The 24,789-nt window shown below is 63.5% G+C and carries 22 protein-coding genes; 7 read left to right on the forward strand and 15 right to left on the reverse strand.

The window, feature by feature from the left end; all coding sequences use genetic code 11:
* Positions 1–18: 18 nt before the first annotated feature.
* The 3 genes from qcrC to qcrB all read left to right on the forward strand — a co-directional run bounded on the left by qcrC (position 19) and on the right by qcrB (position 3,631).
* Complete coding sequence (gene qcrC / locus AC5RT4_RS02985; protein WP_494039728.1) at positions 19–807, forward strand: cytochrome bc1 complex diheme cytochrome c subunit; 789 nt, start codon at positions 19–21, stop codon at positions 805–807.
* Between the two features lie 102 nt (positions 808–909).
* Complete coding sequence (gene qcrA / locus AC5RT4_RS02990; protein ID WP_494039729.1) at positions 910–1,983, forward strand: cytochrome bc1 complex Rieske iron-sulfur subunit; 1,074 nt, start codon at positions 910–912, stop codon at positions 1,981–1,983.
* The gene (gene qcrB, locus AC5RT4_RS02995; protein WP_494039730.1) at positions 1,961–3,631 is read left to right on the forward strand and encodes a cytochrome bc1 complex cytochrome b subunit; all 1,671 of its coding nucleotides are present in this window, start codon (positions 1,961–1,963) and stop codon (positions 3,629–3,631) included. Before qcrA ends, qcrB begins: the two co-directional genes overlap by 23 nt.
* Before the next feature lie 127 nt (positions 3,632–3,758).
* On the opposite strand, the gene AC5RT4_RS03000 is transcribed toward qcrB, so the two are convergent.
* Positions 3,759–4,529, reverse strand: a complete 771-nt coding sequence (locus AC5RT4_RS03000) for a GntR family transcriptional regulator (protein ID WP_494104812.1) — start codon at positions 4,527–4,529, stop codon at positions 3,759–3,761.
* Between the two features lie 165 nt (positions 4,530–4,694).
* Here AC5RT4_RS03000 and AC5RT4_RS03005 point away from each other — a divergent pair, with 165 nt between their 5' ends.
* Complete coding sequence (locus AC5RT4_RS03005) at positions 4,695–4,988, forward strand: HPr family phosphocarrier protein (RefSeq protein ID WP_494104813.1); 294 nt, start codon at positions 4,695–4,697, stop codon at positions 4,986–4,988.
* 111 nt (positions 4,989–5,099) lie between these two features.
* Here AC5RT4_RS03005 and AC5RT4_RS03010 read toward each other — a convergent pair whose 3' ends face one another.
* The 5 genes from AC5RT4_RS03010 to AC5RT4_RS03030 form a co-directional block, all read right to left on the reverse strand.
* Positions 5,100–5,501 (reverse strand): cytochrome c oxidase subunit 4, encoded by a 402-nt coding sequence (locus tag AC5RT4_RS03010; RefSeq protein ID WP_494039733.1) that lies wholly within the window; start codon positions 5,499–5,501, stop codon positions 5,100–5,102.
* On the reverse strand, positions 5,498–7,225 hold the full coding sequence (gene ctaD / locus AC5RT4_RS03015) for an aa3-type cytochrome oxidase subunit I (protein ID WP_494039734.1): 1,728 nt from the start codon (positions 7,223–7,225) through the stop codon (positions 5,498–5,500). The genes AC5RT4_RS03010 and ctaD overlap by 4 nt, the downstream gene beginning before the upstream one ends.
* Before the next feature lie 10 nt (positions 7,226–7,235).
* Positions 7,236–8,108: an aa3-type cytochrome oxidase subunit II gene (gene ctaC / locus AC5RT4_RS03020; protein WP_494104814.1), complete on the reverse strand. Its 873-nt coding sequence runs from the start codon at positions 8,106–8,108 to the stop codon at positions 7,236–7,238.
* A 185-nt stretch (positions 8,109–8,293) separates the two neighbouring features.
* The gene (locus AC5RT4_RS03025; protein ID WP_387554394.1) at positions 8,294–8,683 is read right to left on the reverse strand and encodes a HesB/IscA family protein; all 390 of its coding nucleotides are present in this window, start codon (positions 8,681–8,683) and stop codon (positions 8,294–8,296) included.
* A gap of 200 nt (positions 8,684–8,883) precedes the next feature.
* Positions 8,884–10,323, reverse strand: a complete 1,440-nt coding sequence (locus AC5RT4_RS03030) for a dipeptidase (RefSeq protein ID WP_494104815.1) — start codon at positions 10,321–10,323, stop codon at positions 8,884–8,886.
* A gap of 90 nt (positions 10,324–10,413) precedes the next feature.
* On the opposite strand from AC5RT4_RS03030, the gene AC5RT4_RS03035 reads away from it, so the two are divergent.
* Positions 10,414–11,016 carry a DUF3043 domain-containing protein gene (locus AC5RT4_RS03035; protein ID WP_494104816.1) on the forward strand — a complete coding sequence of 201 codons (603 nt, stop codon included), beginning with the start codon at positions 10,414–10,416 and terminating at the stop codon, positions 11,014–11,016.
* A 132-nt stretch (positions 11,017–11,148) separates the two neighbouring features.
* On the opposite strand, the gene AC5RT4_RS03040 is transcribed toward AC5RT4_RS03035, so the two are convergent.
* A complete protein-coding gene (locus AC5RT4_RS03040; protein WP_494104817.1) occupies positions 11,149–12,219 on the reverse strand; it encodes a quinone-dependent dihydroorotate dehydrogenase in 1,071 nt (356 codons plus the stop codon).
* Positions 12,220–12,310: 91 nt separating this feature from the next.
* Here AC5RT4_RS03040 and AC5RT4_RS03045 point away from each other — a divergent pair, with 91 nt between their 5' ends.
* On the forward strand, positions 12,311–13,336 hold the full coding sequence (locus AC5RT4_RS03045) for an alpha/beta hydrolase (RefSeq protein WP_494104818.1): 1,026 nt from the start codon (positions 12,311–12,313) through the stop codon (positions 13,334–13,336).
* A gap of 37 nt (positions 13,337–13,373) precedes the next feature.
* On the opposite strand, the gene AC5RT4_RS03050 is transcribed toward AC5RT4_RS03045, so the two are convergent.
* From AC5RT4_RS03050 to leuA, 3 genes are all read right to left on the reverse strand, one after another.
* On the reverse strand, positions 13,374–14,216 hold the full coding sequence (locus AC5RT4_RS03050) for an isoprenyl transferase (protein WP_494039740.1): 843 nt from the start codon (positions 14,214–14,216) through the stop codon (positions 13,374–13,376).
* A 2-nt stretch (positions 14,217–14,218) separates the two neighbouring features.
* Positions 14,219–14,971 carry a DNA repair protein RecO gene (recO, locus tag AC5RT4_RS03055; RefSeq protein WP_494104819.1) on the reverse strand — a complete coding sequence of 251 codons (753 nt, stop codon included), beginning with the start codon at positions 14,969–14,971 and terminating at the stop codon, positions 14,219–14,221.
* 102 nt (positions 14,972–15,073) lie between these two features.
* The gene (leuA, locus tag AC5RT4_RS03060; RefSeq protein WP_494039742.1) at positions 15,074–16,813 is read right to left on the reverse strand and encodes a 2-isopropylmalate synthase; all 1,740 of its coding nucleotides are present in this window, start codon (positions 16,811–16,813) and stop codon (positions 15,074–15,076) included.
* A gap of 252 nt (positions 16,814–17,065) precedes the next feature.
* Here leuA and AC5RT4_RS03065 point away from each other — a divergent pair, with 252 nt between their 5' ends.
* On the forward strand, positions 17,066–19,018 hold the full coding sequence (locus tag AC5RT4_RS03065; protein ID WP_494039743.1) for a M13 family metallopeptidase: 1,953 nt from the start codon (positions 17,066–17,068) through the stop codon (positions 19,016–19,018).
* Between the two features lie 76 nt (positions 19,019–19,094).
* Here the strand turns inward: AC5RT4_RS03065 and AC5RT4_RS03070 are convergent, their stop codons facing one another.
* The 5 genes from AC5RT4_RS03070 to AC5RT4_RS03090 all read right to left on the reverse strand — a co-directional run bounded on the left by AC5RT4_RS03070 (position 19,095) and on the right by AC5RT4_RS03090 (position 24,591).
* Complete coding sequence (locus tag AC5RT4_RS03070) at positions 19,095–20,666, reverse strand: LCP family protein (protein WP_494104820.1); 1,572 nt, start codon at positions 20,664–20,666, stop codon at positions 19,095–19,097.
* A 95-nt stretch (positions 20,667–20,761) separates the two neighbouring features.
* Positions 20,762–21,721 carry a GTPase Era gene (gene era / locus AC5RT4_RS03075; protein ID WP_494039745.1) on the reverse strand — a complete coding sequence of 320 codons (960 nt, stop codon included), beginning with the start codon at positions 21,719–21,721 and terminating at the stop codon, positions 20,762–20,764.
* Positions 21,705–23,036, reverse strand: a complete 1,332-nt coding sequence (locus AC5RT4_RS03080) for a hemolysin family protein (RefSeq protein WP_494104821.1) — start codon at positions 23,034–23,036, stop codon at positions 21,705–21,707. Before AC5RT4_RS03080 ends, era begins: the two co-directional genes overlap by 17 nt.
* A complete protein-coding gene (gene ybeY, locus AC5RT4_RS03085) occupies positions 23,033–23,506 on the reverse strand; it encodes an rRNA maturation RNase YbeY (protein WP_494104822.1) in 474 nt (157 codons plus the stop codon). The genes AC5RT4_RS03080 and ybeY overlap by 4 nt, the downstream gene beginning before the upstream one ends.
* A complete protein-coding gene (locus tag AC5RT4_RS03090) occupies positions 23,503–24,591 on the reverse strand; it encodes a PhoH family protein (protein WP_494039748.1) in 1,089 nt (362 codons plus the stop codon). Before AC5RT4_RS03090 ends, ybeY begins: the two co-directional genes overlap by 4 nt.
* Positions 24,592–24,789 lie beyond the last annotated feature (198 nt).

Raw genomic sequence — 24,789 nt, forward strand, 5'->3', positions numbered from 1 at the left:
GAATAAAGGAACCACCACGTGAAGGCACTCTCGCAAAAGCGGCGTCACCCACTGGCAGCAATCGCGCTGCTTCTGATGGGGCTCCTCATCACTGGTGGGCTGTACGCCGTGGCCACCACCGTCAATGAGGCCAAAGCCTCCAGCACCACTTTCAGTGCAAATGACGCAGAAGAAGGCGGCAAGCTGTTCGCCGCCAACTGCGCCACCTGCCACGGCATGGGTGCCAGCGGTTCACCGGATGGCCCGTCCCTCGTTGGCGTGGGCGCCGCATCCGTTGATTTCCAGGTCGGAACGGGCCGCATGCCCATGCAGATGAACGGCCCCCAGGCGCTGGAGAAGCCCGTTCAGTTCAACGACGAGCAGATCCACCAGCTGGCAGCCTATGTTGCTTCCCTTGGTGCCGGCCCGGCAATTCCTGAAGAAGGCCTGCTTGACGAAAAGGGCGATGCAGCCGCAGGCGGGGAACTGTTCCGCACGAACTGCGCCATGTGCCACAACGCTGCCGCCGCAGGCGGCGCCCTGACCCGCGGCAAGTTCGCACCCGCCCTGGAAGACACCTCAGGCAAGCACATCTACGAGGCAATGGTCACCGGCCCGCAGAACATGCCGGTCTTCAGCGACTCCAACATCACGCCCGAAGGCAAGCGCGACATCATCACCTTCCTCAAGCAGATCGAAACCACCGGCTCCCCCGGCGGCGCTGAGCTGGGTTCACTTGGCCCCGTGGCCGAAGGACTCTTCGTTTGGGTTGCAGGCCTCGGTGTCATCATCGCCTTCACCATCTGGCTGACTTCCCGGACGTCCTAGGACCTCTGCGGACCACTGAACTACTTCTGCTGATCCGTCAGCAGTTTGATATTGGAAAACTAACCCGGCACCCGCCGGGACGAGAGAAGGATGAGGCGAATTATGGGCAACCATAGTGACGGCAGTCCGAACCACTCGGGCACCGTAGCTACGGCTGGTCAGAATGAGGTGGAGAAGTTCCAGGACCCTGGACTTCCTCCGCACCGTTTGCGCCTGGCTGACACGGACCCGAAGGCCGCAAAGCGGGCAGAACGGCAGGTCGCCTTACTATTTGGCATCTCTGTTGTTGGAACCCTGATCTTCCTGGTGGCGTACTTCGCCATTGATCTGGGTGGCTCAGAATCAACCATTGCCAACATCCGGCTCCAGAACATGCTGCTGGGCCTGGGCACCGCTTTCGCGATGCTTGGCATCGGTACCGGCATCGTGCACTGGGCCAAAGCCCTGATGCCGGATCACGAGGTCTCCGAATCGCGCCACGCGATCCGCTACGAAGAGGACCGCCAGGCGGCCGTCCGTATCGTGGATGACATCGTGGAAGAGACGGGCATCAAGCGCCGTCCGCTGATCCGGAACACCCTTCTGGGAGCCGTTGCCCTCGCGCCGCTGCCGGCGGTTGCCATTTTCGGCGACCTCGGACCCCGCCCGGACAACAAGCTCGCCCACACCATGTGGGCCCCTCAGGAAGGCAAGCTCAAGCGTCTTGCCCGTGACCCCGACGGAACGCCCATCAAGGCCTCCGACGTGACAATCGGCTCAGCCTTCCACGTCATCCCCGAGGGCTTGAACGAACTTCACGAGGGCAAGCTCAACGAGAAGGCGAAAGCCGTTGTGCTGCTCATGCGCCTGGATCCCGAGTCGCTCAACCCCTCAGAGGGCCGCGAAGACTGGGGCTACAACGGCATCGTTGCGTATTCCAAGATCTGCACCCACGTCGGTTGCCCGGTTGCTCTCTACGAGCAGCAGACGCACCACCTGCTGTGCCCGTGCCACCAGTCCACTTTTGACCTCACGCAAGAGTGCAAAGTGATCTTCGGCCCCGCCAGCCGTCCTCTCCCCCAGCTGCCTATCGCAGTTGATGACGAGGGCTACCTGGTCGCCACCAGCGACTTCAAAGAACCTGTAGGACCAAGTTACTGGGAGCGTGATATGCATGAGCGCAGCATCAACAGCTGAGCCCGCTTTCGTCGCCAAAACCAAGACAGGCCGGTTCACCGACTTCGTCGATACGCGTGTTGGCGGTTCCGGAATCCTTCGCGAATTCGGCCGCAAAGTCTTCCCCGACCACTGGTCCTTTATGTTCGGCGAAGTGGCACTCTACTCGTTCGTCATCCTGCTGCTTTCCGGCACCTTCCTGACGTTCTTCTTCGATCCGTCCATGGCGGAAACCCACTACGACGGTTCCTACGTCCCCCTCAAGGGCGTCGAAATGTCGGTGGCCTACAACTCGTCGCTGGACATCTCCTTTGATGTCCGCGGCGGCCTCTTCATGCGCCAGGTCCACCACTGGGCAGCGCTGCTGTTCGTTGCGTCCATCGCCGTGCACATGCTCAGGGTTTTCTTCACCGGAGCCTTCCGCAGGCCGCGCGAAATGAACTGGGTAGTGGGCAGCGTCCTGCTGATCCTGGCCATGGCTGCAGGCTTCACCGGCTACTCCCTCCCCGATGACCTGCTGTCCGGCAACGGCCTGCGCATCATCGACGGCGTGATCAAGTCCATCCCGATTGTCGGAACGTACATCTCCTTCTTCCTCTTTGGCGGGGAGTTCCCGGGTACTGCCATCATCGGCCGCCTGTACATGCTGCACATCCTGCTGGTGCCGGCGCTGATCCTGCTGATGATCGTCCTCCACCTCTTCATGGTGGTCGTCCACAAGCACACCCAGTACCCCGGCCCCGGACGCAACGACAACAACGTTGTCGGTTACCCGCTTGGCCCGGTCTACGCCGCGAAGGCCGGTGGATTCTTCTTCATCGTCTTTGGTGTCCTCGCCCTGATGGCCGGTTTCTTCACGATCAACCCGATCTGGAACTACGGTCCGTACGACCCCTCCCCCGTGTCCGCCGGAACCCAGCCCGACTGGTACATCGGCTTTGTTGACGGCGCCCTGCGCCTGATGCCGGGCACCCTGGGTAACTGGCAGGTTGAGCAGGTGTGGTTCGGCCACGTCTTCAGCTTCAACGTGCTGCTGCCCGCCCTTGTGCCGGCCGGCATCCTGTTCACGATTATGTTCATGTACCCGTGGATTGAGCGTTGGATCACCAAGGACGACCGTGAGCACCACGTACTTGACCGCCCCCGCAACGCCCCGACCCGCACCGCGATCGGCATGGCAGGGTTCGTCTGGTACTGCGTCATGTGGGCAGCAGCAGGGTCCGACCTCATCGCCACCCACTTCGGTGTTTCGCTCAACGATGTCACCTACTGGCTGCGGACGCTGTTCATCATCGGCCCGTTTATTGCCTTCTTCGTCACCAAGCGCGTAGCCCTCGCACTCCAGCGCAAGGACCGCGAGATCGCCCTCCACGGCCGCGAGACCGGGCGTATTGTCCGCCTCCCGCACGGCGAGTTCATCGAAGTCCATGCACCGCTGGATGAGTACAAGCGCTACAAGCTGGTGGGCTTCGAGTCACCGAACGTTCTTCCGGCAGTGCCGAACGAACACGGTGTGGTAACCCGCAAGGAGAAGCGCCGGGCGCTGCTCTCCAAGTGGTTCTTCGAGGACCGCGTTGCCCCGGCCACCCCCGCAGAGCTGGAAGCCGCCCACGGCCACGGCCACGCGGCAGTGGAAGCTCCCGAGGCAGCGAAGAGCCTGAGCCACTAGGCACTCTGCCCGTATCAACATGAAAGGCCCGGTCCAACAGGACCGGGCCTTTTGTGTTCCTGCTCGCCCGCCGGGCCTGACCGGCTGGCAGAAACAAAGGAACAGGGGCGCTGCAGGGCTTGGTTGGTCAGTGGTTACGGGACCGGCGCGCGCCCGGCCGCTGCAGCGGGACCCACAACTTGTACCGGTCCGCGCGGTAATACGAAACGGAATAGTCCACCATGGTGCGTGCAACAAAAGCATGCCGCTGGATCTTGAGCAGCGGTGAGGCTACTTCGACGTTAAGCAGCCGTGCCGTGGACGGAGACGCTGCGGTGGCCTCAATCATGTCCTCGCCCCATTCCATCACCAGGCCGTACTGTTCGCTCAGTACGTTGTACAGCGAGGTGGGCGGCTCTCCGTCCAACAGACCAGGAACACGGTGGGCAGGGATGAAGTTTTCGTCCACGCTCATGGGTTCACCATCTGCCAGGAGCAGGCGCCGGAAGCGGACCAGAGGAGTACCCTCGTCCAGCTGGAGCTCGCGGGCCAGAAATGCACTGGCACCAATCTGTTCAAAGCTGAGTACTTTGGCTGCGGGAACCATGCCCCGGCGCTGCATCTCCTCGCTGTAGGAAGTCAGCTTCACCTGCAGGTCCAGCTTCGGCCTGCGAACGAAAGTGCCGAGACCCACTACTCGTTCAATGACTTCTTCACCGACCAGTGCGTCGATAGCCTGCCGCACCGTCATCCTGGCAAGCCCAAAGCGCTCCGCGAGGTCACGCTCCGAGGGCAGCGCAGAACCCGGCCGGCACGACCCGGCAATGTAGGTGCGCAGGATCTCGCGCAGCTGGACGTAGATGGCAGTGCCGCTGCTTCTGTCGATTTCACCGGCAATCGCCCCGGCGCTAGCTGCCACGGTGGGTCTCCCCTGGGTTCGAGTTCACTCTGCAATTTTAGGTCAGGTCTAGGCCAGCTCATGCCTTGGGCCGCGCCTATTCGGGGTTGGTGCTCGAGGCCCGCTATATTGGACAGGAAAATTTCGACACCCGACGGATGGGGCCGTCATGAAGAAGGAGTCCCGTTGCCAACACACAAGGCTGTGGTAACAGCCACGATCGGGCTGCACGCGCGCCCGGCAGCTGTATTTGTCAGGGCGGTGGCCGCTACCGGGCTTCCTGTGACCATCACGAAGCCGGGAACCGGGGGCGTGGATGCCCGGTCTCTCCTTCACGTGATGACTGCCGACTTTCCCCATGGCTGTGAAGTGGAGCTGGAAATTGATGATTCACTGCTCAGTGGCGCCCTGAGCGAGGAAAGGGCCAAGGAGGCCCTTCGGACGCTTGGTGAGCTGCTGGAGTCCCAGGGAGCAGAATAGGCGCACTGGTCGGTGCCTAAGCTGTACTGTCCCGGCAGGCCCAGCGCAAGGACAAGAACAACGACGACGGGCCCCACCAAAAGGTGGGGCCCGTCGTCGTTGTTCTTGTGCCTAGTGGGCGTGGTCGCCGCGGCTGTATTCGTAAACCCAGCCGATGAGTGCCACAACTGCCAGGCCGGCAGCGATGTAAACAATCCAGAAGCCTACCGCCAGGCCCAGGAAGCCAGTGGCGCAGGCCAGGCCGAGCACCAGCGGCCACCAACTCCAGGGACTGAAGTGCCCCTGTTCGCCGGCGCCCTCGTGGATTTCAGCGTCGCTGCGGTCCTCCGGACGCATACCGACGCGCTTACCGGTGAATCCGAGGTAGCCGCCGATCATGCCGGCGAGGCCGCCCACCAGGAGGATTCCGAGAATACCGACCCATTCACCCCAGTCGGTAAGGAAACCATAGATTACTGAGACCGGTACAAAGAAGAAGACTCCGGAACCAAAGATCCAAGATTCAATTTTCACTGTGCAGTGTCCTTCTGGTCGGCGTTACCGAGCATGGAGGCTGCGGGAGCCGGTGACTCGACGGTGTGGACCTGTCGAAGCTCGGGGTGGTGCAGGTCCAGGGCAGGGCGCTCGGACCGGATCCGGGGAAGCGACGTGAAGTTGTGCCGCGGCGGTGGGCAGGACGTGGCCCACTCCAGCGAGGCACCGAAGCCCCAGGGGTCGTCGACCTGCACCTTTTCGGCGCTGCGCCAGGTGATGTAAACGTTCCAGAAGAACGGAATCAGGGACGCTCCGAGGACAAAGGAGGCAACGGTGGAGAACTGGTTCATCCAGGTGAAGTTGTCCTCCACCAGGTAGTCGGCGTACCGGCGGGGCATACCCTCAACACCGAGCCAGTGCTGGATGAGGAAGGTGCCGTGGAAGCCCAGGAAGAGGAGCCAGAAGTGGATCTTGCCCAGGCGCTCGTTCAGCATCTTGCCGGTGAACTTGGGCCACCAGAAGTAGAAGCCGGCGAACATCGCGAACACCACGGTGCCGAACACCACGTAGTGGAAGTGCGCCACCACGAAGTAGGAGTCGGAGACGTGGAAGTCCAGCGGCGGGGAGGCCAGGATGATGCCGGTGAGGCCGCCGAAGAGGAACGTGATCAGGAACCCGAGGCTCCACAGCATGGGGGTTTCGAACGTCAGCGAACCGCGCCACATGGTGCCGATCCAGTTGAAGAACTTCACACCGGTGGGAACCGCGATGAGCATGGTCATGAACGCGAAGAACGGCAGCAGCACCGCGCCGGTGACGTACATGTGGTGCGCCCACACCGTCACCGACAGGGCTGCGATGGCGATCGTTGCGTAGACCAGGCCCTTGTAGCCGAAGATCGGCTTGCGGCTGAAGACCGGGAAGATCTCCGAGACGATGCCGAAGAACGGCAGCGCGATGATGTACACCTCGGGGTGGCCGAAGAACCAGAACAGGTGCTGCCACAGGACGGCACCGCCGTTTTCCGGGTCGAAGATGTGGGCACCGAAGCGGCGGTCCGCACCAAGGGCGAACAGTGCTGCGGCCAGCGGCGGGAACGCCATGAGCACCAGGATGGCGGTGACCAAGGTGTTCCAAGTGAATATCGGCATCCGCCACATGGTCATGCCCGGGGCGCGCATGCAGATGATGGTGGTGATGAAGTTGACCGCACCCAGGATGGTTCCGAAGCCGGACAGTGCCAGGCCGAAGACCCACAGGTCCCCGCCGATGCCGGGGCTGAACGTGGTGTTGGACAGCGGCGCGTAGGCGAACCAGCCGAAGGAGGCAGCACCCTGGGGGGTGATGAAGCCGGACACGGCGATGGTGGAGCCGAAGAGGAAAAACCAGAAAGCCAGCGCGTTCAGCCGGGGGAAGGCAACGTCAGGCGCGCCGATCTGGAGCGGCATGATCACGTTGGCGAAACCCGCAAACAGCGGGGTGGCAAACATCAGCAGCATCACGGTGCCGTGCATCGTGAAGAGCTGGTTGTACTGCTCCTTGGTCTGCAGGATCTGCATCCCGGGTTCAAACAGTTCGGCGCGGATCAGCAGGGCCATCACGCCGCCAAGGCAGAAGAACACAAACGAAGCAATCAGGTACATGTACCCGATGGTTTTGTGGTCGGTGGAAGTGATCCAGTTGACGACGATGCGTCCCTTAGATTTGGGAACCACTGGAGCTGTGAGGACTCCGGTGGGTGCGGATTGAGTGTACGTAGCCACGTCGCTCCCCTTACTTAATTTCGTTCAGGTTCGGGTTGCGGTCGTACTCCACACCGAGGAGGCCCGTGTTGCCGGCGGCCTTAAGCTCATCCAGGTGTGCCTGGAATTCAGCTTCTGAAACCACCTTGACGCGGAACAGCATTTCCGAGTGGTATTCGCCGCAGAGCTCGGCGCACTTGCCGTCGTAGGTGCCCTCTTTAGTGGGGGTAAACCGGATGTAGTTGGTCTTGCCCGGGATCATGTCGCGCTTCTGAAGGAAGGCGGGAACCCAGAAGGAGTGGATCACGTCGCGTGAGTTGAGTTCAAGGTCAACGGACTTGTTGACGGGCAAGTACAGCGTAGGCAGCTGTTCCTTGTCGATCGCGTTGCCGGTCAGGTGCGCCTGGACGCCTGCCTCGTAGACGTCTTCTTCGATGACGTCGCCGGCCTTGTAGTTGAAGTCCCAGGCCCACTGCTTGCCACGGACATCGACAACGACGTCGGCAGGCTGTGACCGGTCATCAATGGCCTGCTGATCACGGTCGGTGAAGTAGAAGAACACCAGGACCATAAAGAGCGGAATGGTCAGGTAGAACACTTCCAGGGGAAGGTTGAAACTCGTCTGGCGCGGGAAGCCCACGGTGCCCTTGCGGCGCCTGTAGGCCACGAGGCACCAGACGATCAGGCCCCAGGTAATGATGCCCACGGCCAAGGCGGCGATCCATGAGTTGACCCAGAGGTCCATGATGCGGTCGCTGTTGCTGGTGGTGCCACGTTCTGTGGGCAGCCACCCTTTCTCTACCTCTGGCGAACATCCGGTCAAAACCAACGCGCCGGCAATTGCCAAGCCTGAGATCGTGGTGATCGTTTTGCGTCGGCTGCCGGTTCGGTTCTGCGAACTCACAGACGGCCCTTCCTACTTGTTGCTGTTGTCCGGGCAGCCATCGGCGCCGCGGGCACACTGAAAGTTTTACTACTCGGTGTAGAGCTTACCGCTCCCCCGGGCGTTTCGCCCACATGTCGGCGCCGTGCCTCCTACCGTGGTGAACGGCTGGAGGCACGGCGCCGGCATCGGGCGAAATAACCGGCTTAGTGGAAGGAGTCTCCACAGGCGCAGGAGCCGCCGGCGTTCGGGTTGTCAATGGTGAAACCCTGCTTCGAGATGGTGTCCTCGAAGTCGATGCTGGCACCACTGAGGTACGGAACGCTCATCTTGTCTACAACAACTTCGACGCCGTCGTAGTCACGGACAGCATCTCCGTCCAGGAGCCGCTCATCGAAGTAGAGCTGGTAGATCAGCCCTGAGCAGCCGCCAGGCTGCACGGCAACCCGGAGCCGAAGATCGGTGCGGCCTTCCTGCTCGAGAAGGCTGCGGACCTTTCCTGCTGCGACGTCGGTGAGGTTGACCTCATGAACGGGCAGTTCCTCACTGGGCGCGCTGGTGGTCTGGGTGCTGTTCTCATTGGTTGCGGTGCTCATTGGCCTACCTTCTTAGGATGGTCTGGCGGCTCCGCGGGAGCGGTGCCTGCCCCTACGGATACGGTATGGGCTATAGCTACATGCTACGCGGGGCGCACCCGTAGCTCTAACTCCTGACGTAACCACGGGAAGCCCTTCCTTGTTCCCGGGGAGCCGCACCGGGTGTCCGGGAGGCGGACCGCGGGAAGGGCCTGGGGCTCCTACAGTCCGGCGTTCAAACGGGACAGCAACAGCGCTTCGGCGAGGATGGCTTTTCGGAAGTCACCAAGGTGCAGCGACTCGTTCGCGCTGTGCGCCCTGGAGTCCGGGTCCTCGACACCCGTAACGAGGATCTGTACGTCCGGGTACAGCTCCGTGAGGTCTGCGATAAAAGGGATGGAACCACCAATACCCGTCTCCACCGCCTGGACGCCCCAGGCCTCCCCCAAGGCCCACATCGCGAGCCCGGCAGCGGCCGAAGAAGTATCCGTCTGGAACGGGTTGCCGCTCTCCCCCGGTGTGAAGGTCACCCTTGCGCCGAAGGGAGCGTGCGCTTCGACATGCCGCCGTACGGCCTCCATCGCTTCCTCGGGAAGCTGCCCCGGCGCCAGCCGGAGGCTGAACTTGGCCCGCGCCCTCGGCAGCAGCGTATTTGAGGCTACGTCCACGGCAGGTGCGTCGAAACCAATAATGGACAGCGCCGGCTTGGTCCAAAGCCGGGAGGCGATGCTGCCCGAACCGGCGAGGCGGACGCCGTCGAGCACTGACGCGTCCGCGCGGTAGTCGGCCTCCGGAAACTCCACCGCCGCATTGTCGAAGGCGACCAGCCCCTGGATGGCAACATTCCCGTCGGCGTCATGGAGGGTGGCGATCAGGCGGGACAGGAGGGTGGGGGCGTCCAGGACAGGCCCGCCGAACATCCCTGAATGGACCGCGTGCTCCAGGACCTGGACTTCGATGGTCCCGTCCACCAGTCCGCGGAGGCTTGTTGTCAGCGCCGGAACGCCCACCTTCCAGTTGCTGGAGTCGGCAACGACTATGACGTCAGCACGAAGCAGTTCCCGGTGTGCCTCCAGGAATGGCCTGAACGTGGGAGAACCCGCTTCTTCCTCGCCTTCGAAGAAGAAGGTCACACCAAGGCCCAGGGCGTCGCCCAGTACCTCGGAGGCGGCGGCGTAAGCAGCGATGTGGGCCATGATGCCGGCCTTGTCATCGGCCGCCCCGCGACCGTAGAGACGGCCGTCCTTTTCAACGGCGGTGAAAGGTGCCGTCTCCCACAGCCCCTCGTCTCCCGCGGGCTGGACGTCGTGGTGTGCGTACAGCAGGATGGTCGGCTTGCCTTCCGCGGCCGGCCGACGGGCGACGACGGCGGGGCCGCCGGGCGTGCCGTCCGGCTTGTCGCAGGCCAGGATCTGCACTTCCTCAAGTCCGGTCGCGCGCAGGAGTTCTGCTACGGCTTCGGCGCTGCGTTCGAGCGGCGACCGGTCAAAGCTTGGCCAGGCGATGCCGGGTATCGCAACCAGTTCCTTGAGGCGGGCAAGGGTGGCGGTAAACGAGCGGTCGATGGCCGCCCGAAGGTCTGCCGTGCCGGGGTTGGGGTTCAGGCCCAAAGGTGTGGGGCCATCAATGTTGTCGGGGGTGGCCGTTGCAGGTGAAGTCATGGAAAAAACATTACCCTCGTCACATTCTGCTTACGGGAGCCCTCGCCGGGGTCAAGAGGGCCGAGCCGCCCCGCAAGGTATTCTGGTCTGGTGTTCGGACGTAAAAAGGAAGCGCCTACGGCGCAGGAAATATCAGACCAGCAGGCAGCGGAAGTTGCCGCCCGGCAGAACGGCATAGCCGGTAAGGGAGCCCCCACCCCAACGCGGAAGGCCCAGGAGGCTGCGCGCAAGCGCCCGTTGGTTCCGGAGGACCGCAAAGCGTCAAAGGCCGCCGAGCGCCAGGTGATCCAGGACCAGCGGCTTAAAATGCGCCAGGCGCTGGACACGGGGGACGAAAAGTTCCTGCCGCTGCGCGACAAGGGCCCCCAGAAGCGCTTTACCCGTGACTATGTGGATGCCCGGTTCAGCCTCGGGGAATACCTGATGTTCGGCGCCCTGGTATTTGTCCTGGTGTCCCTGGTGGTGCCGGCGTCCAGTGACCTGATGATTTATGTTCTGGGCGGTTTTTGGTTGATGTTCCTGGCCGTCTTCGTTGACGTCTTTATCCTGTCCCGCAAGCTCCGCAAGCGGTTGACCGAAAAGTTCGGCGAGGTGGAACGCGGCACCGTCTGGTACGGCTCCATGCGCTCCCTGCAGTTCCGGAAGCTGCGGCTGCCCAAGCCCCAGGTTAAGCGCGGACAGTACCCGGCCTGACCTTCCTCCTGCGTCCCCCTACAACAGACAAAGAAACCCCGGCAGACTTTCCGCCGGGGTTTCCTTGCAACTGGGCAGGGTGGGGAACGCCGGCCTGTGGTGCCGCCACAGCCACAGAAGCGGATCTGCGCCCTACAGGCGCCGGTTCTTCGCCAGCTGCCGGTTGATGCGGGCCGCCCAGAACGGTCCTTCGTAGAGGAAGGCCGTGTAGCCCTGGACCAGCGTTGCTCCGGCATCCAGCCGGCCCTGGACGTCCTGTGCCGTTTCCACGCCGCCCACGGCCACCAGGGTCAGGGCGCCGCCGGTGACCTGCTGGAGCCTTCGAAGCACTTCAAGGGAGCGGTGTTTGAGTGGAGCGCCCGAAAGCCCGCCCGCGCCGCATTTTTCCACCTGTTCGGCCGGGGAAGCCAGGCCCGTCCGGGCGATGGTGGTGTTCGTGGCGATAATGCCGTCCAGTTTGAGGTCGAGGGCAAGCCGGGCGACGTCGTCGATGTCCTCGTCGCTCAGGTCCGGGGCGATCTTCACCAGCAGCGGAACGTGGCGGCCTGCTGCCCGGTCGGCTTCCCGGCCGACGGCGGTCAGCAGCGGCCGGAGGCTTTCCACGTCCTGCAGGAGACGAAGGCCGGGGGTGTTGGGGGAGCTGACGTTGACCACGAGGTAGTCCGCGGCGGGCGCAAGGCTGCGTGCGCTTACCAGGTAGTCCTCAACGGCATCTTCGAGTTCAACCGACTTCGTCTTGCCGATGTTGACGCCGATGATCGGGCGCACCGACGGGTGCCTGCGCTGAAGCCCCGCGCGGGCTGCCTTGAGGCGCGGGGCAACGGCGGTGGCGCCGTCGTTATTAAATCCCATCCTGTTGATAACGGCCCGGTCCTGTACCAGGCGGAAGAGCCGCGGCTTTTCATTGCCCGGCTGGGCCTGCCCGGTGATGGTGCCCACCTCTATATGCCCGAACCCGAGCTGGCTCAGTGCTTCTATGCCGTGGCCTTCCTTATCGAAACCTGCGGCAAGGCCGAACGGCGAGGGAAAAGTCAGGCCGAAAGCCGCTGTTTGCAGCGACGGTGCGGGCGCCGTCAATTTCTCCAGGGCGCGGCCTGCACCGGAGCGATGCGCCAGCCTGATGGCCTTGAAGCCGATTTTGTGGGCGCGCTCGGCGTCCATCCATGAAAAGGCCAGGCGGAAGAATGTGGGATAAACGCGCATGCCTCCAGTCTTCCGCCTCGGCTGGCCCAGACCAAAATGGGTGAAGACCAAAACTGCGCCGACTGTTCCAGCAGCGGAATAGCATAAAGCCATGGAATGGCAGCGGGACATCCTGGGTGAGGGGTTCGAGTCCCATGCCTTCGCCGCCGCAGGAGCTGACGGTGTGGAGCGTACCGCCACCCTGGTCCGGTTCCGCCCTGCCGCGGTCGAAGTGCTCCCCCCGCCCGGGCACCGCAGGGCAGTTCTCTTCCTGCACGGCTGGAGTGACTATTTCTTCAACGTGGACTTTGCGCGCTTCTGGTCCTCGGCCGGCTACGACTTCTTTGCCCTGGACATGCATAACCACGGCCGGAGCCTGCGCCCCCAATTTCCGGGCGGCTACGTTTCGAACCTCGCGGACTATGATGCCGAAATAGACATTGCCTGCCACCTCATCCGCCAGGAAGGTGTTACCCGGCCGCTGACCCTGGTGGGGCATTCAACGGGAGGGCTGGTGGCGGCGCTGTGGGCCAGCGGGCATCCCGGAGCAGTGTCCCAACTTATCCTGAACAGTCCGTGGCTGGAGATGCACGGAAGCGCCCTGGTTCGGCGCGCTGCCTCAGGAATGGTGGGACCGGTGGCCCGGTTCCGGCCGGAGGCTGTTTTGAGGCTTCCCGAGCGGGGTTTTTATTGGCGCACTATCAGCAGCTCGGCGGACGGGGAATGGGTGCTGGATGAACGGTATCGCCCCCCGATGGCGTTCCCGGTGCGTGCGGGGTGGCTCAGCGCCGTGCTGGCCGGGCACACCAGGGTGGCCCGCGGCCTCAATATCGAAGTTCCCATCCTGGTGCTCCTGTCCCGGGGAAGCGCGAACGGCCTCTTCTGGTCCGAAGAGATGCGGCGCACGGACGCCGTCCTTGACGTCAACGTCATTGCTGCCCGTGCCCTCACCCTCGGGCGCACAGTGACGATCGAACGTATCGAGGGTGCACTGCACGATGTGTTCCTCTCCCCCACCGCCGTGCGCGCTGACGCCTATGCGCGGCTGGCGCGCTGGCTGCGTGCGTACGGGGACCAGGCGGACGGGTACCCGGCGGACGAAAACCCGGCAACGGGAGACATGCCGCAGCAGCCGTGACGGCGTGACGTGCCTGCCGGGCTATCCTGGTGGCCGGCTACGCGGCCGGGCCTTCCCCGTCAGCAGGTTTCGCCGCATCCACTGCCCCGCCATACCGGCGGTCACGCCGGGCGTACTCTTCCACCGCGGCCCACAGCGTCCGGCGGTCGACGTCGGGCCACAGGGTGTCCATAAACACGAACTCGGCGTAGGCGGACTGCCAGAGCAGGAAGTTGGACAGCCGCTGCTCCCCGGAGCTGCGCAGGAAGAGGTCCACGTCCGGGAGGTCCGGCTCGTCAAGGTATTTCTGGATGGTGCGTTCGGTGATGGCGCCCGGCTTGAGCTTTCCGGCGGCCACCTCGGCGGCGATGGCCGACACGGCGTCCGTGATTTCGGCGCGGCCGCCGTAATTAACACACATGGTCAACGTGCAGGTGCTGTTGCCGGCGGTGAAATTTTCAGCCTCTTCGAGTTCGCGGATGACCGAGCCCCAGAGCCGGGGCCGGCGGCCGGCCCACCTGACGCGCACGCCCCATTCATCAAGCTGGTTCCGCTGCCTCCGCAGCACATCCTTGTTAAAACCCATGAGGAACCGCACTTCCTCCGGGGAGCGCCGCCAGTTCTCGGTGGAAAAGGCATAGACACTGACGTACTCAATGCCCAGCTCGATAGCCCCTGCCATGACGTCCAGCAGGGCGGGCTCGCCGGCCTTGTGGCCTTCGATCCGCGGCAGCCCGCGCTGGTTGGCCCACCGGCCGTTGCCGTCCATCACGATGGCAACATGCCGGGGTATGAACTCGGCCGGAATCGAAGGTGCCAGCGCCCCGGAGGGGTGCGGGTAGGGGGCAACCACCGGGTGGCTCCGCTTTGGGGGTGCGTTGTTCTTTTTTCCCAGGGCCACTGTCAACTGCGCTCCACATGTTTGAGGGACTTCAATACTCGTTCAAGATGCCATTGCAGGTAGGCGGCCACCAAACCGGCCGCTTCCCTGCGGTGCACGGGCATGGAGCCGTCGGCGGTACCCCAGTCTCCCGTCAGCAGCGCTGCGAGCAGGACTACTGTTTCCGGCGCCGGTGCCGGTGACCCCGGCGGCCTGCATCCGCCGCAGACCATGCCGCCCACGGGAGCGGAAAAGGCGCTGTGCGGACCCGGCAGGCCGCAGCGGGCGCAGTCGGTGAAGCTCGGCGCCCAACCGCCGGTAGCGAGTGCCCGCAAGAGGTATGAATCCAGGATCAGCCCGGCTGCATGTTCGTTCCGGCTCAGTGACGCCAGGGCGCCGACCAGCAGGTTGTACTGCGCGGTGCCGGACTCACCGTCCACGTCTGTCAGTTTTTCCGCGGTCTCCGTCATTGCGGCAGCGACCGTGTAGCGGCCGTAGTCCGCGGCAATGCTTCCACCGTAGGCACCCTTGGCCACCGCCTGGGTCACTATGTCCAGGGTCTTTCCGGACACAAGCTGCAGGTCCGCCACCATAAAGGGCTCAAGGCGGGCGCCGAAGCGGCTGCTGGTGCGCCGGACTCCTTTCGCAACCGCCCGGACCTGGCCGTGATGCTTGGTCAGCAGCGTGATGATGCGGTCCGCCTCACCCAGCTTGTGGGTACGGAGCACGACGGCGTCGTCCCGGTACGCGCGGGAAGCGAAAGAGTGTTGGGCCACGCCTTTATCTTCCCATCTTTGGGGATACTGCCCTTCCGGCGTTCCCGGGCGGAGCGCACGTGTGGCGCCGGGAAGTCCCGACGGCACACGTGCGCCGGCAGGTCAGGCCTGGGCGTCCCGAATGGCGCGGTTCACGGCAGAAATAACTGCCTTCAGGGAAGACATGCTGGTGTTGGCGTCGATGCCGACGCCCCACAACACGCGCTCTCCCACCGCGCACTCCACGTACGCGGCCGCCATCGCGTTGCCGCCTTCGGAAAGGGCGTGCTCGCTGTAATCCAGCACGCGAACATCCACGCCGTCCTCGCGGAGGATGCTCAGCAGTGCGGCGATGGGGCCGTTGCCAGTGCCGGTCCGGCGGACCTGGACACCGTCCACGGTGAGGGATGCGTGAAGGGTCATGCCGCCGTCGTTATCCGTCTCGGTGCTGACGGAGCCGAGGGAGTAACGGCCCCATTGTCCGTCCGTCTTGCCGGAGGGCAGGTACTCGTCCTGGAAGACCTGCCACAGCTGGGCTCCGCTGACTTCGCCGCCTACCGTGTCAGTACGCTTCTGGATGACGCCGGAGAATTCAATCTGCGCCCGGCGCGGGAGGTCCAGGCTGTGTTCGTTCTTGAGCAGGTAGGCAACTCCGCCCTTGCCGGACTGCGAGTTGACCCGGATAACCGCTTCGTAGCTGCGGCCGAGGTCCTTGGGATCAACCGGCAGGTACGGTACCTGCCAGGTGAAGTCGGAAACATTCTTGCCTGCGGCCGCCGCGTCCCGCTCGAGGGCCTCGAAGCCTTTCTTGATGGCGTCCTGGTGCGAGCCAGAGAACGCCGTGAACACAAGGTCGCCGCCATAGGGTGAACGTTCGGCCACGGGCAGCTGGTTGCAGTACTCGACGGTCCGGCGGATGTCGTCGATGTTGGAAAAGTCGATCATGGGGTCGATGCCCTGCACAAAGAGGTTCAGGCCCAGGGTGACCAGGTCAACGTTGCCGGTCCGCTCACCGTTGCCGAAAAGGCAGCCCTCGATCCGGTCGGCTCCGGCCATGTAGCCCAACTCGGCAGCGGCAACACCCGTTCCGCGGTCATTGTGGGGGTGCAGGGACAGGATGATGCCTTCACGGGGGTGCAGGTGGCGGCTCATCCACTCAATTGAGTCTGCGTAAACGTTGGGAGTGGCCATTTCCACCGTGGCGGGGAGGTTGATGATGACCTGGCGGTCCGCGGAAGCCTCGAAGACGTCCGCGACGGCGTTGCAGACCCGTGCTGCGTATTCGAGTTCAGTGCCTGTGAAGGACTCCGGAGAGTACTCATAGGTCACGTGGGTGTCCACGAGGGTTTCTTCGTACTTCTTGCACAGCCGTGCGCCCTGGAGCGCGATGTCCAGGATTCCGTCCTCATCCTGGTTGAAGACCACGCGGCGCTGCAGCACTGAAGTGGAGTTGTAGAGGTGCACGATGGCCTGCTTGGCGCCTACCAGGGACTCGTACGTGCGCTCAATCAGGTGCTCGCGTGCCTGGGTCAGGACCTGGATGGTGACGTCGTCCGGAATGTGGTTGCCCTCGATGAGCTGGCGGACAAAGTCGAAGTCCGTCTGGGATGCGGACGGGAAACCCACCTCGATCTCCTTGTAGCCCATGCGGACCAGCAGATCGAACATTTTCATCTTGCGCGCCGGGCTCATGGGATCAATCAGCGCCTGGTTGCCGTCACGAAGGTCTACAGCGCACCAGCGCGGGGCCTTGGTGATCACTTTGTCCGGCCAGGTGCGGTCCGGCAGCTCAACTTTGATCTGGTCCTGGAACGGCGTGTAGCGGTGGGCGGGCATTCCGGAGGGCTTCTGTGCGTTTCGCATTACTATCGGGCCTTTTCTGTGGTTCTTCTGTGAAAGGGTGGCCGGGCAACACAAACTCCGCAGCGAGGGTGGGCCTTGCGCTAGATCGCGTCTGAGGCCTCGCCGCGGCAGCTAAGAAGGAGAAGCTCTGCACGCACCATTTGAGAGTAACACGGGTGCGTAAGATGAAAGGGCACTGCCCGTCCGTTACGTCCACCATGCAGACGCCGACCGGTATACCGCCGGCCGCGGCCAGCATAAAAAGGAGCTCTCGTGCCCATTTCGGGGATCGACCTGTCCACCTTCGATAACACCGTCCGGCCGCAGGATGACCTCTACCAGCACGTGAACGGCGCGTGGTTGAAGACTACCGAAATTCCCGATGACCGGCCCCTTGAAGGCACCTTCACGGCACTGCGCGATGGTTCTGAGATTGCCGTGCGGGACATCATCGAGGAAGCAGCGGCCAAGGGCGGGGCCGCCAGCGGCATTGAGCAGAAGGTGGGCGACCTCTACAACAGCTTCATGGATGAAGCTGCCATTGAAGCCAAGGGCCTGGAACCGATCCGCCAGCGGCTGGCGGACGTCTTTGCCACCACCTCCGTGGCCGACCTGGTTGCCCTGGCAGGCAGGCTGTTCCGGGCCGATGTCGGCGGGCTTTTCTACATCTACCCCGCGCCCGACGCCGGCAACCCCGACCGCGTCCTTCTCTACACCGGCCAGGGCGGCCTCGGACTGCCCGATGAGTCCTACTACCGGGAAGAGAAGTTCGCCCCGATGGTGGCTGCCTACGGGGCACACGTCAGGACGATGCTTGACCTGGCCGGTGTTCCGGATGCTGACGGTGCTGCCGCACGGGTAGTAGCACTGGAGACCAAACTGGCGTCCCACCATTGGGACAACGTCACGCTCCGTAACCCCCAGAAGACCTACAACCTGAAGTCCGCGGACGAGGCCTCCGCCCTGTTCCCGCTGCTTTCCGCCTGGTTCAACGCCGCAGGCATCGACGAGGAGAAGCGGGAGGAGATCGTCATGAGCACTCCCCCGTTCTTCGAGGGCGCCGCCGGCCTTCTTCAGTCCGAGCCCCTGGCCCACTGGCAGGAATGGCTGGCCATGAGGGTTGTCAGCGCCGCGGCCCCCTACCTCTCCTCGGCATTCGTTGACGCCAACTTCGCCTTTTACGGGACCACCATCAGCGGCACCCCGCGGAACAAGGACCGCTGGAAGCGCGGCGTGGCCGTCGTGGAGGGCGGCCTCGGCGAAGCGGTGGGACAGATCTACGTTGCCCGGCACTTCCCCGAGACACACAAGGCGCGCATGGACACGCTCGTCGCCAACCTGATCGAGGCATACCGCCGCAGCATCACCGGCGTTACCTGGATGGGCGAGGACACCAAGGCCGAAGCGTTACGGAAGCTGGAGGGGTTCCGGGCGAAAATCGGGTACCCGGAGGAATGGATTGACTACTCCGCCGTAGAAATTGACCCGGCGGATCTTCTGGGCAACGTGGAAAGGGCACACAACGCCGATGTCGACCGGCACCTTGACGAGGTGGGCAAGCCGGTGGACCGCAACAAGTGGCTGATGACGCCGCAGACGGTCAACGCCTACTACCACCCCATGATGAATGAAATCGTCTTCCCGGCGGCGATCCTCCAGCCTCCGTTCTTCACGGCGGACGCCGATGATGCCGTGAACTACGGCGGCATCGGGGCAGTCATCGGGCACGAAATCGGCCACGGCTTTGATGACCAGGGCTCGCAGTTCGACGGCGGCGGCGCCCTGCGGAACTGGTGGACCGACGAGGACCGCCAGGCTTTCGAAAAGCTCACCGCAAAGCTGGTGGCCCAATACGATGCGCTCTCCCCGTACGCCGCGCCGGGACACAACGTCAACGGACGCCTCACGCTCGGCGAAAACATCGGCGACCTTGCCGGCCTTGCCATCGCCTACAAGGCCTACCTGATCAGCCTCGACGGCAAGGAACCGGAGGTCCTTGACGGCCTCACCGGGCAGCAGCGCTTCTTCGCATCCTGGGCAGCGGGCTGGCGGCAGGTGATCCGGAGCGAGGAAGCAATACGCCGGCTGGCAACGGACCCGCACTCGCCCAATGAGTTCCGGACCAATGCGATCGCGAAGAACCTGGACGCCTTCCATGAAGCCTTTGACGTCACGGACCAGGACGGCATGTGGATGCCGCCGGAGGAGCGGGTCAGCATCTGGTGACAAACAAAACCGGGACCTGCCGTTGGATGTTCGACGGCGGGCCCCGGTTGCGTTTAACGCTCAGCTGCGATGCCGGCTAACTGTTCACGATGAGGTATGGGTTGGCCTGCTGGCAGAGGGTGTCCCCGGCTGTCTGGTTGACGATGTCTTCCGGCAGCGCTACAGGGCTCCCGTACGTGGCACCCGAGGTGAAGTCGGTGCCCAGGTAGACCTGGACTCCCGAAACCGCCGGAGCGGGCAGCACCTGCGCGGCCGGAATCCCCAGCAGCGCGGCCACGTCAACAGCCACGTCCTCGAACCCTGCGCCGAAGTACACAGCGGACTGTGCCGCGGCGGTGGCCTCAAACTGGGCTGCCTGGGTGAATCCGCCGCCTATGAGGGCCTGCACAATTTCCTGTGCCCGCCCTGGCACGCCACTGCCGTTGGCGACGGTGACGGGCTGGAGTGCCTTGTCGTAGGGAGGCTGCGGAGGAGCAGTTTCAGTGGGAGCGGCCGTGGGCGGTGCCGGGGTTTCGCTGGGCGCCGGTGTGGCAGGCGCTGTGGGGTCGGTCAGGTCGATGTCCTGCCGCATAGCGGCGAACAACTGGGAGCCGGCCGGTTCGGCAATCTGCAGCCTGTTCGGGTCCAGATCGGCGGGGGCGGTGGGAACCGCTGCGAAGGCAACCTTGCTGATGTCGATGTCCTTGAGCCTGTTACCAATGGAAAGCAGGCTGGGCACTGAGGCCAGCCCCTCGTCCACCGTCAGGTTCTGGGTGACCACATCGGCGATCCTGAGCATCTTGCCGGGGTCGGACAGAGTGCCTTCATCCTTGATCTTCCGGGTAAGCGAAGAGAGGAACCCCTGCTGGGCTTTGATGCGTCCCAGGTCGCCGCCGTCGGCAAATGCGTGCCGGGTCCGCAGGTATGCGAGGGCCATCTCGCCCTCAACCGCGGACGTGCCCTTGGGAAGCCGGAGCCCTGAGTCGGGGTCAAACACGGCGTCGCTGATGCACACCTGCACGCCGCCCACCGCATTGGACAGTTCCTTCACCGCGTTGAAGTCCGCCATCATGAAGTGGTCCACTTCCAGGCCGGTCAGTTGGTTGACGGTATCAACGGCGCAGCCGATGCCGGCCTCATTCATCGCTTCGTTGATCATCACACCGCTGCGGGCGGGAAAAGTCTGTTTGGACTCCGCATCCGTGCATTCAGGAATGTCCACCAGCAGGTCCCGCGGGAAACTGATGACACTGACCCGCTTGTTGTCTTCGGAAATGTCCATCAGCATCATGACATCCGATTTCCCGTGGCCCTTGGAATCGTCCGCCGAGCCGTACCCGGCGTTCTTGCCATCACGGGTATCAGAGCCGAGGATCAGGATCTGCATCCGCCCGGTCGCACCGCTCACCGCTCCGTTGCCGCCGCCGGCGTTCAACGGAGCCTTGGAGATGTTGCTCTGGAGACGCACAAACCAGAATCCGGCGAACGCTATGGCGGCGATGAGTGCCACTGACAGCACGCCTGTGATGATTTTCAGCCACAGCGGCATCTTGCGTACAGAGCCAAGGTGGCGGGCAGCTCCATCGGTGCCTTCATCCGCGTGGCGGGACACCGGTCCCTCTGCTGATACGTCAGCTCCGTTTTCGCGCTTGTCGCGGCCTCGCCCCACGTGGTGAACCTTCCTCTAGATTCTGAATCCGGTCCATTTTAGTGGCCCAGGCTGGGAAATCCCCGGGCGGCCCGGCGGACGAACGTATTAAAGCGTCAGAAGCCGAGCTTTACCAGCTGTTTCGGATCCCGCTGCCAGTCCTTGGCCACCTTCACGTGCAGGTCCAGGTAGATGCGGGTTCCCAGCAGCGCCTCAATGCCCTTGCGCGCGTTCGTGCCCACTTCACGCAGTCGGCTACCGCCTTTGCCGATGATGATGGCCTTCTGGGACGGGCGTTCAACGTAAAGATTTACACGGACATCCAACAGGGGGCTGTCCTCAGGACGGTCTTCCCGCGGCACGATCTCTTCAACAACTACAGCAAGGGAATGCGGCAGTTCATCACGGACGCCCTCAATCGCGGCTTCCCTGATCAGCTCCGCAACCATCACGGCCTCCGGCTCGTCGGTGAGCTCCCCATCAGGGTAAAGCGGGGGCGACGGCGGCATGTGGCTGATCAGTACGTCAGCTACAGTCTTGACCTGGAAACCGTCGGCGGCGGACACCGGAACAATGTCCTTCCAACCTTCTTCTCCCAGCACTTCCCGCCCGAGCGCGGCAACGGCAAGGAGCTGCTCGGTAAGCGCCTGCCGGTCCACCAGGTCTGCCTTGGTGACGATGGCGATGACAGGCTGGCGGCCCACAGCGGCAAGCTGGGCGGCGATGTACCTGTCGCCTGGCCCGATCTTTTCGTTGGCGGGCAGACAGAACCCGATGGCGTCCACTTCCGCAAGTGTGTCCGCCACGAGGTCGTTCAGGCGTTTCCCCAGCAGTGTGCGGGGCCGGTGCAGGCCCGGCGTATCCACAAGGATCAGCTGCGCGTCCTCGCGGTGGACGATCCCGCGGATTGTGTGGCGGGTAGTCTGCGGCTTGGCGGAGGTAATGGCCACCTTCCTGCCCACCAGCGCGTTGGTCAGCGTCGATTTACCGGCGTTGGGACGGCCCACCAGTACGGAAAACCCGGCGCGGAAGCCGCCGAAATCATCTGCGTCGGCGGCCTTATTTTTCTTGCTCACGTGGAACTCCCTGCTGGGTTGCTTCCGCCTCCTGGAGGAGGTCTTCAAGGTCAGTGTCTACTTTTGGAACCTGGGACGCAATGATGTGGCTGACCCGGTTCCGGCGCCCTTCGAGCCTGTCGGCGCGCAGCGACACGCCGTCAACTTCGACGCTGCTGCCGACGATGGGCACCCTGCCCAGCGCCTTGGCGAGCAGGCCGCCCACGGTGTCCACCTCGTCGTCGTCGAGCTCAATGTCAAAAAGCTCACCGAGGTCATCGATGCTCATCCGGGCACTCACGCGGTAGGTGCCGTCACCAAGTTCCACGGCCTCAGCGCTTTCGGTATCGTATTCGTCCACAATTTCGCCGACGATCTCCTCGATCAGGTCCTCGAGGGTGACAAGCCCGGCGGTACCGCCGTACTCGTCGATAACGATGGCCACGTGCGTGGATTCCTTCTGCAGCTCGCGCAGCAGGTCGCTGACCTGCTTCGATTCGGGCACATACCGCACCTCCCGGACCAGCGAATCCACCAGGGGCGGCTCCTCGTTCGGGCCCAACCCGTGCAGGACGGCGGCGACATCCTTGAGGTAGACGATGCCCAGGATGTGGTCGGTATCCTCGCCGATCACGGGAATCCGGGAGTACCCCGACCGCAGGAAGAGCGACATGGCACGCCGGAGGCTGGAACCTGCTTCGATGCTGAGGATGTCTGTGCGGGGAACCATGACGGCTCGGACCAGGGTGTCGCCGAAATCAAAGACCGACTGGATCATCTCGGCCTCCGTGTCCTCGATCATGTCCGACTCAGTGGCCCGTTCCACGAGCTCACGGAATTCCTGCTCGCTGAAGAATGCATCATCACCAACGGGCGCACCAGGAGCCACGGCGCTTCCCAGTGCCACGAGCCACGCCGGGATGGGCCCCAGCACCCAGGTCAGGAAACGGATCATCGGTGCCGTGAAACGCACGACGGCGGCCGAGTGGAGACGCCCAAGCTGGCGGGGAGAGACACCCACGATGACGAATCCCAGGAGTGCCATGATGCCGGTTGCGGCCAGTCCGGCCAGCCAAATATTGTCCAGCAGGCTGTACAGCAGGACAGCGACGGCAACGGCGGACGCCGATTCGAACCAGATGCGCCAAAAACGCAACGCGCGGATGTGCGCCACGGGCTGTGCCAGGATCCGGCGCATGGCAGTGCCGCGGCTCTTAAGGAGCGCCTCTTCAGCGTCGTGGCGCGGAAGGAAATTGAAGGCGGCCTCAGCCGCGGTCAGTACAGCCGCAACGGCCAGGAAAGCCAGGGCCATTGCGACCAGGAGCAGGGGGGTCACTGAATGGTCTCGGCGGGCGCTTCTTTGCCGGTGAAGCCGGACAGGAGCTCGCGCTGGAGGCCAAACATTTCCGCCTTCTCCTCAGGCTCGGCGTGGTCGTAGCCGAGCAGGTGCAGGATGCCGTGCGTGGTCAGCAGCAGCATCTCGTCCTGCAGCGAGTGACCGGCGTTCCGGGCCTGAACCTCAGCAACCTGCGGGCACACAGCAATATCCCCCAGCATGCCCTGCGGCGTGGGCCGGTCCGGGGTGCCCGGAGTCAGCTCGTCCATGGGCACGGACAGCACGTCAGTGGACCCGGGCTCGTCCATCAGCTCGATGTGCAGGTTCTCCATTGCGGGTTCGTCCACCAGGAGGATGGACAGTTCGGCCTGCGGGTGAATGTAAAGCTGCTCGAAGATGTACCGGGATAAGGCCACGAGCTCCGATTCGTCCACCTGGACGCCGGACTCGTTGTTCACCTCGATGCTCACGCGTGCTCCCCACGTTTTTCCCGGTTTGCCGAATGCTTGACCCGGTTCCGCTGGACGTCATCCCAGACGCTGTAGGCGTTCACGATATCTCCCACCAGGCGGTGCCGGACGACGTCGGCCGCGTCCAGGACCGAAAAGTTCACATCTTCGATGCCCTGCAGGATCTCTTCGACGATGCGCAGCCCGGACCGGGTACCGAAGGGCAGGTCCACCTGCGTAACGTCGCCGGTGACCACCATCTTGGAGCCGAAGCCAAGCCTGGTGAGGAACATCTTCATCTGCTCGGGCGTGGTGTTCTGCGCCTCGTCCAGGATGATGAAGGCATCGTTGAGGGTGCGGCCGCGCATATAGGCCAGCGGCGCCACTTCGATGGTGCCTGCTGCCATGAGCCGCGGTATGGATTCCGGATCCATCATGTCGTGCAGGGCGTCGTACAGCGGGCGCAGGTAGGGATCGATCTTGTCGCTCAAGGTACCGGGAAGGAACCCAAGCCGCTCCCCCGCCTCGACTGCCGGGCGGGTCAGGATGATCCGGCTGACTTCCTTCTGCTGCAGTGCCTGCACCGCTTTGGCCATGGCCAGGTAGGTCTTGCCCGTTCCGGCGGGGCCGATTCCGAAGATGACAGTATTGGCGTCGATGGCGTCAACGTAGTTCTTCTGGTTCAGCGTCTTCGGCCGGATGGTCTTTCCGCGGCTGGACAGGATGTCGTGGGTCAGCACATCCACAGGGTTCTGCATGGACTGCGTGCGCAGGAGTGCGACGAGCTGCTGCAGCACGGCCGGGCTGATGACAGTACCGCGGGCAACGAGTCCGCGGACCTCGTGCAGGAGCCGCATGATCCGCGGGACATCCGCCGCCGGGCCGCTGATGGAGAGCTCGTTTCCCCTGACGTGGAAATTGACGTCGGGGAACTGCTCCTCGATGAACCGCAGCGCCTCGTCGTGGCTGCCCAGCGATTGAACCATCTGGTCGGAATTGTCGAAGAGGACCACTTCGGTACGGACGCCGGGAAGTGTGTGGGGAAATTCGCCCGCTGCGCCCTCGCCGGTGACAAGCCTGCGCTTTCCGTTAGCTGATTCAGTCATAGTGCTGGCCCGCAGGCCTGTGATCCCCTCGATGTCGAAACAGTAGCTGTCAGCTGGTATGCGGCGGATGTTGCCGTTGCCTCCAGCAGTACCTTCCATCCTACGCCAGCAGGCACTCCTGGCCCCATACCGCATCCGGGCTTCCGGTGCTTTCCGGAACGGGCACAGCACTTGTTCCCGTTATTAGGTATCAACTTC

Source organism: Arthrobacter sp. sptzw42 (assembly GCF_059089685.1).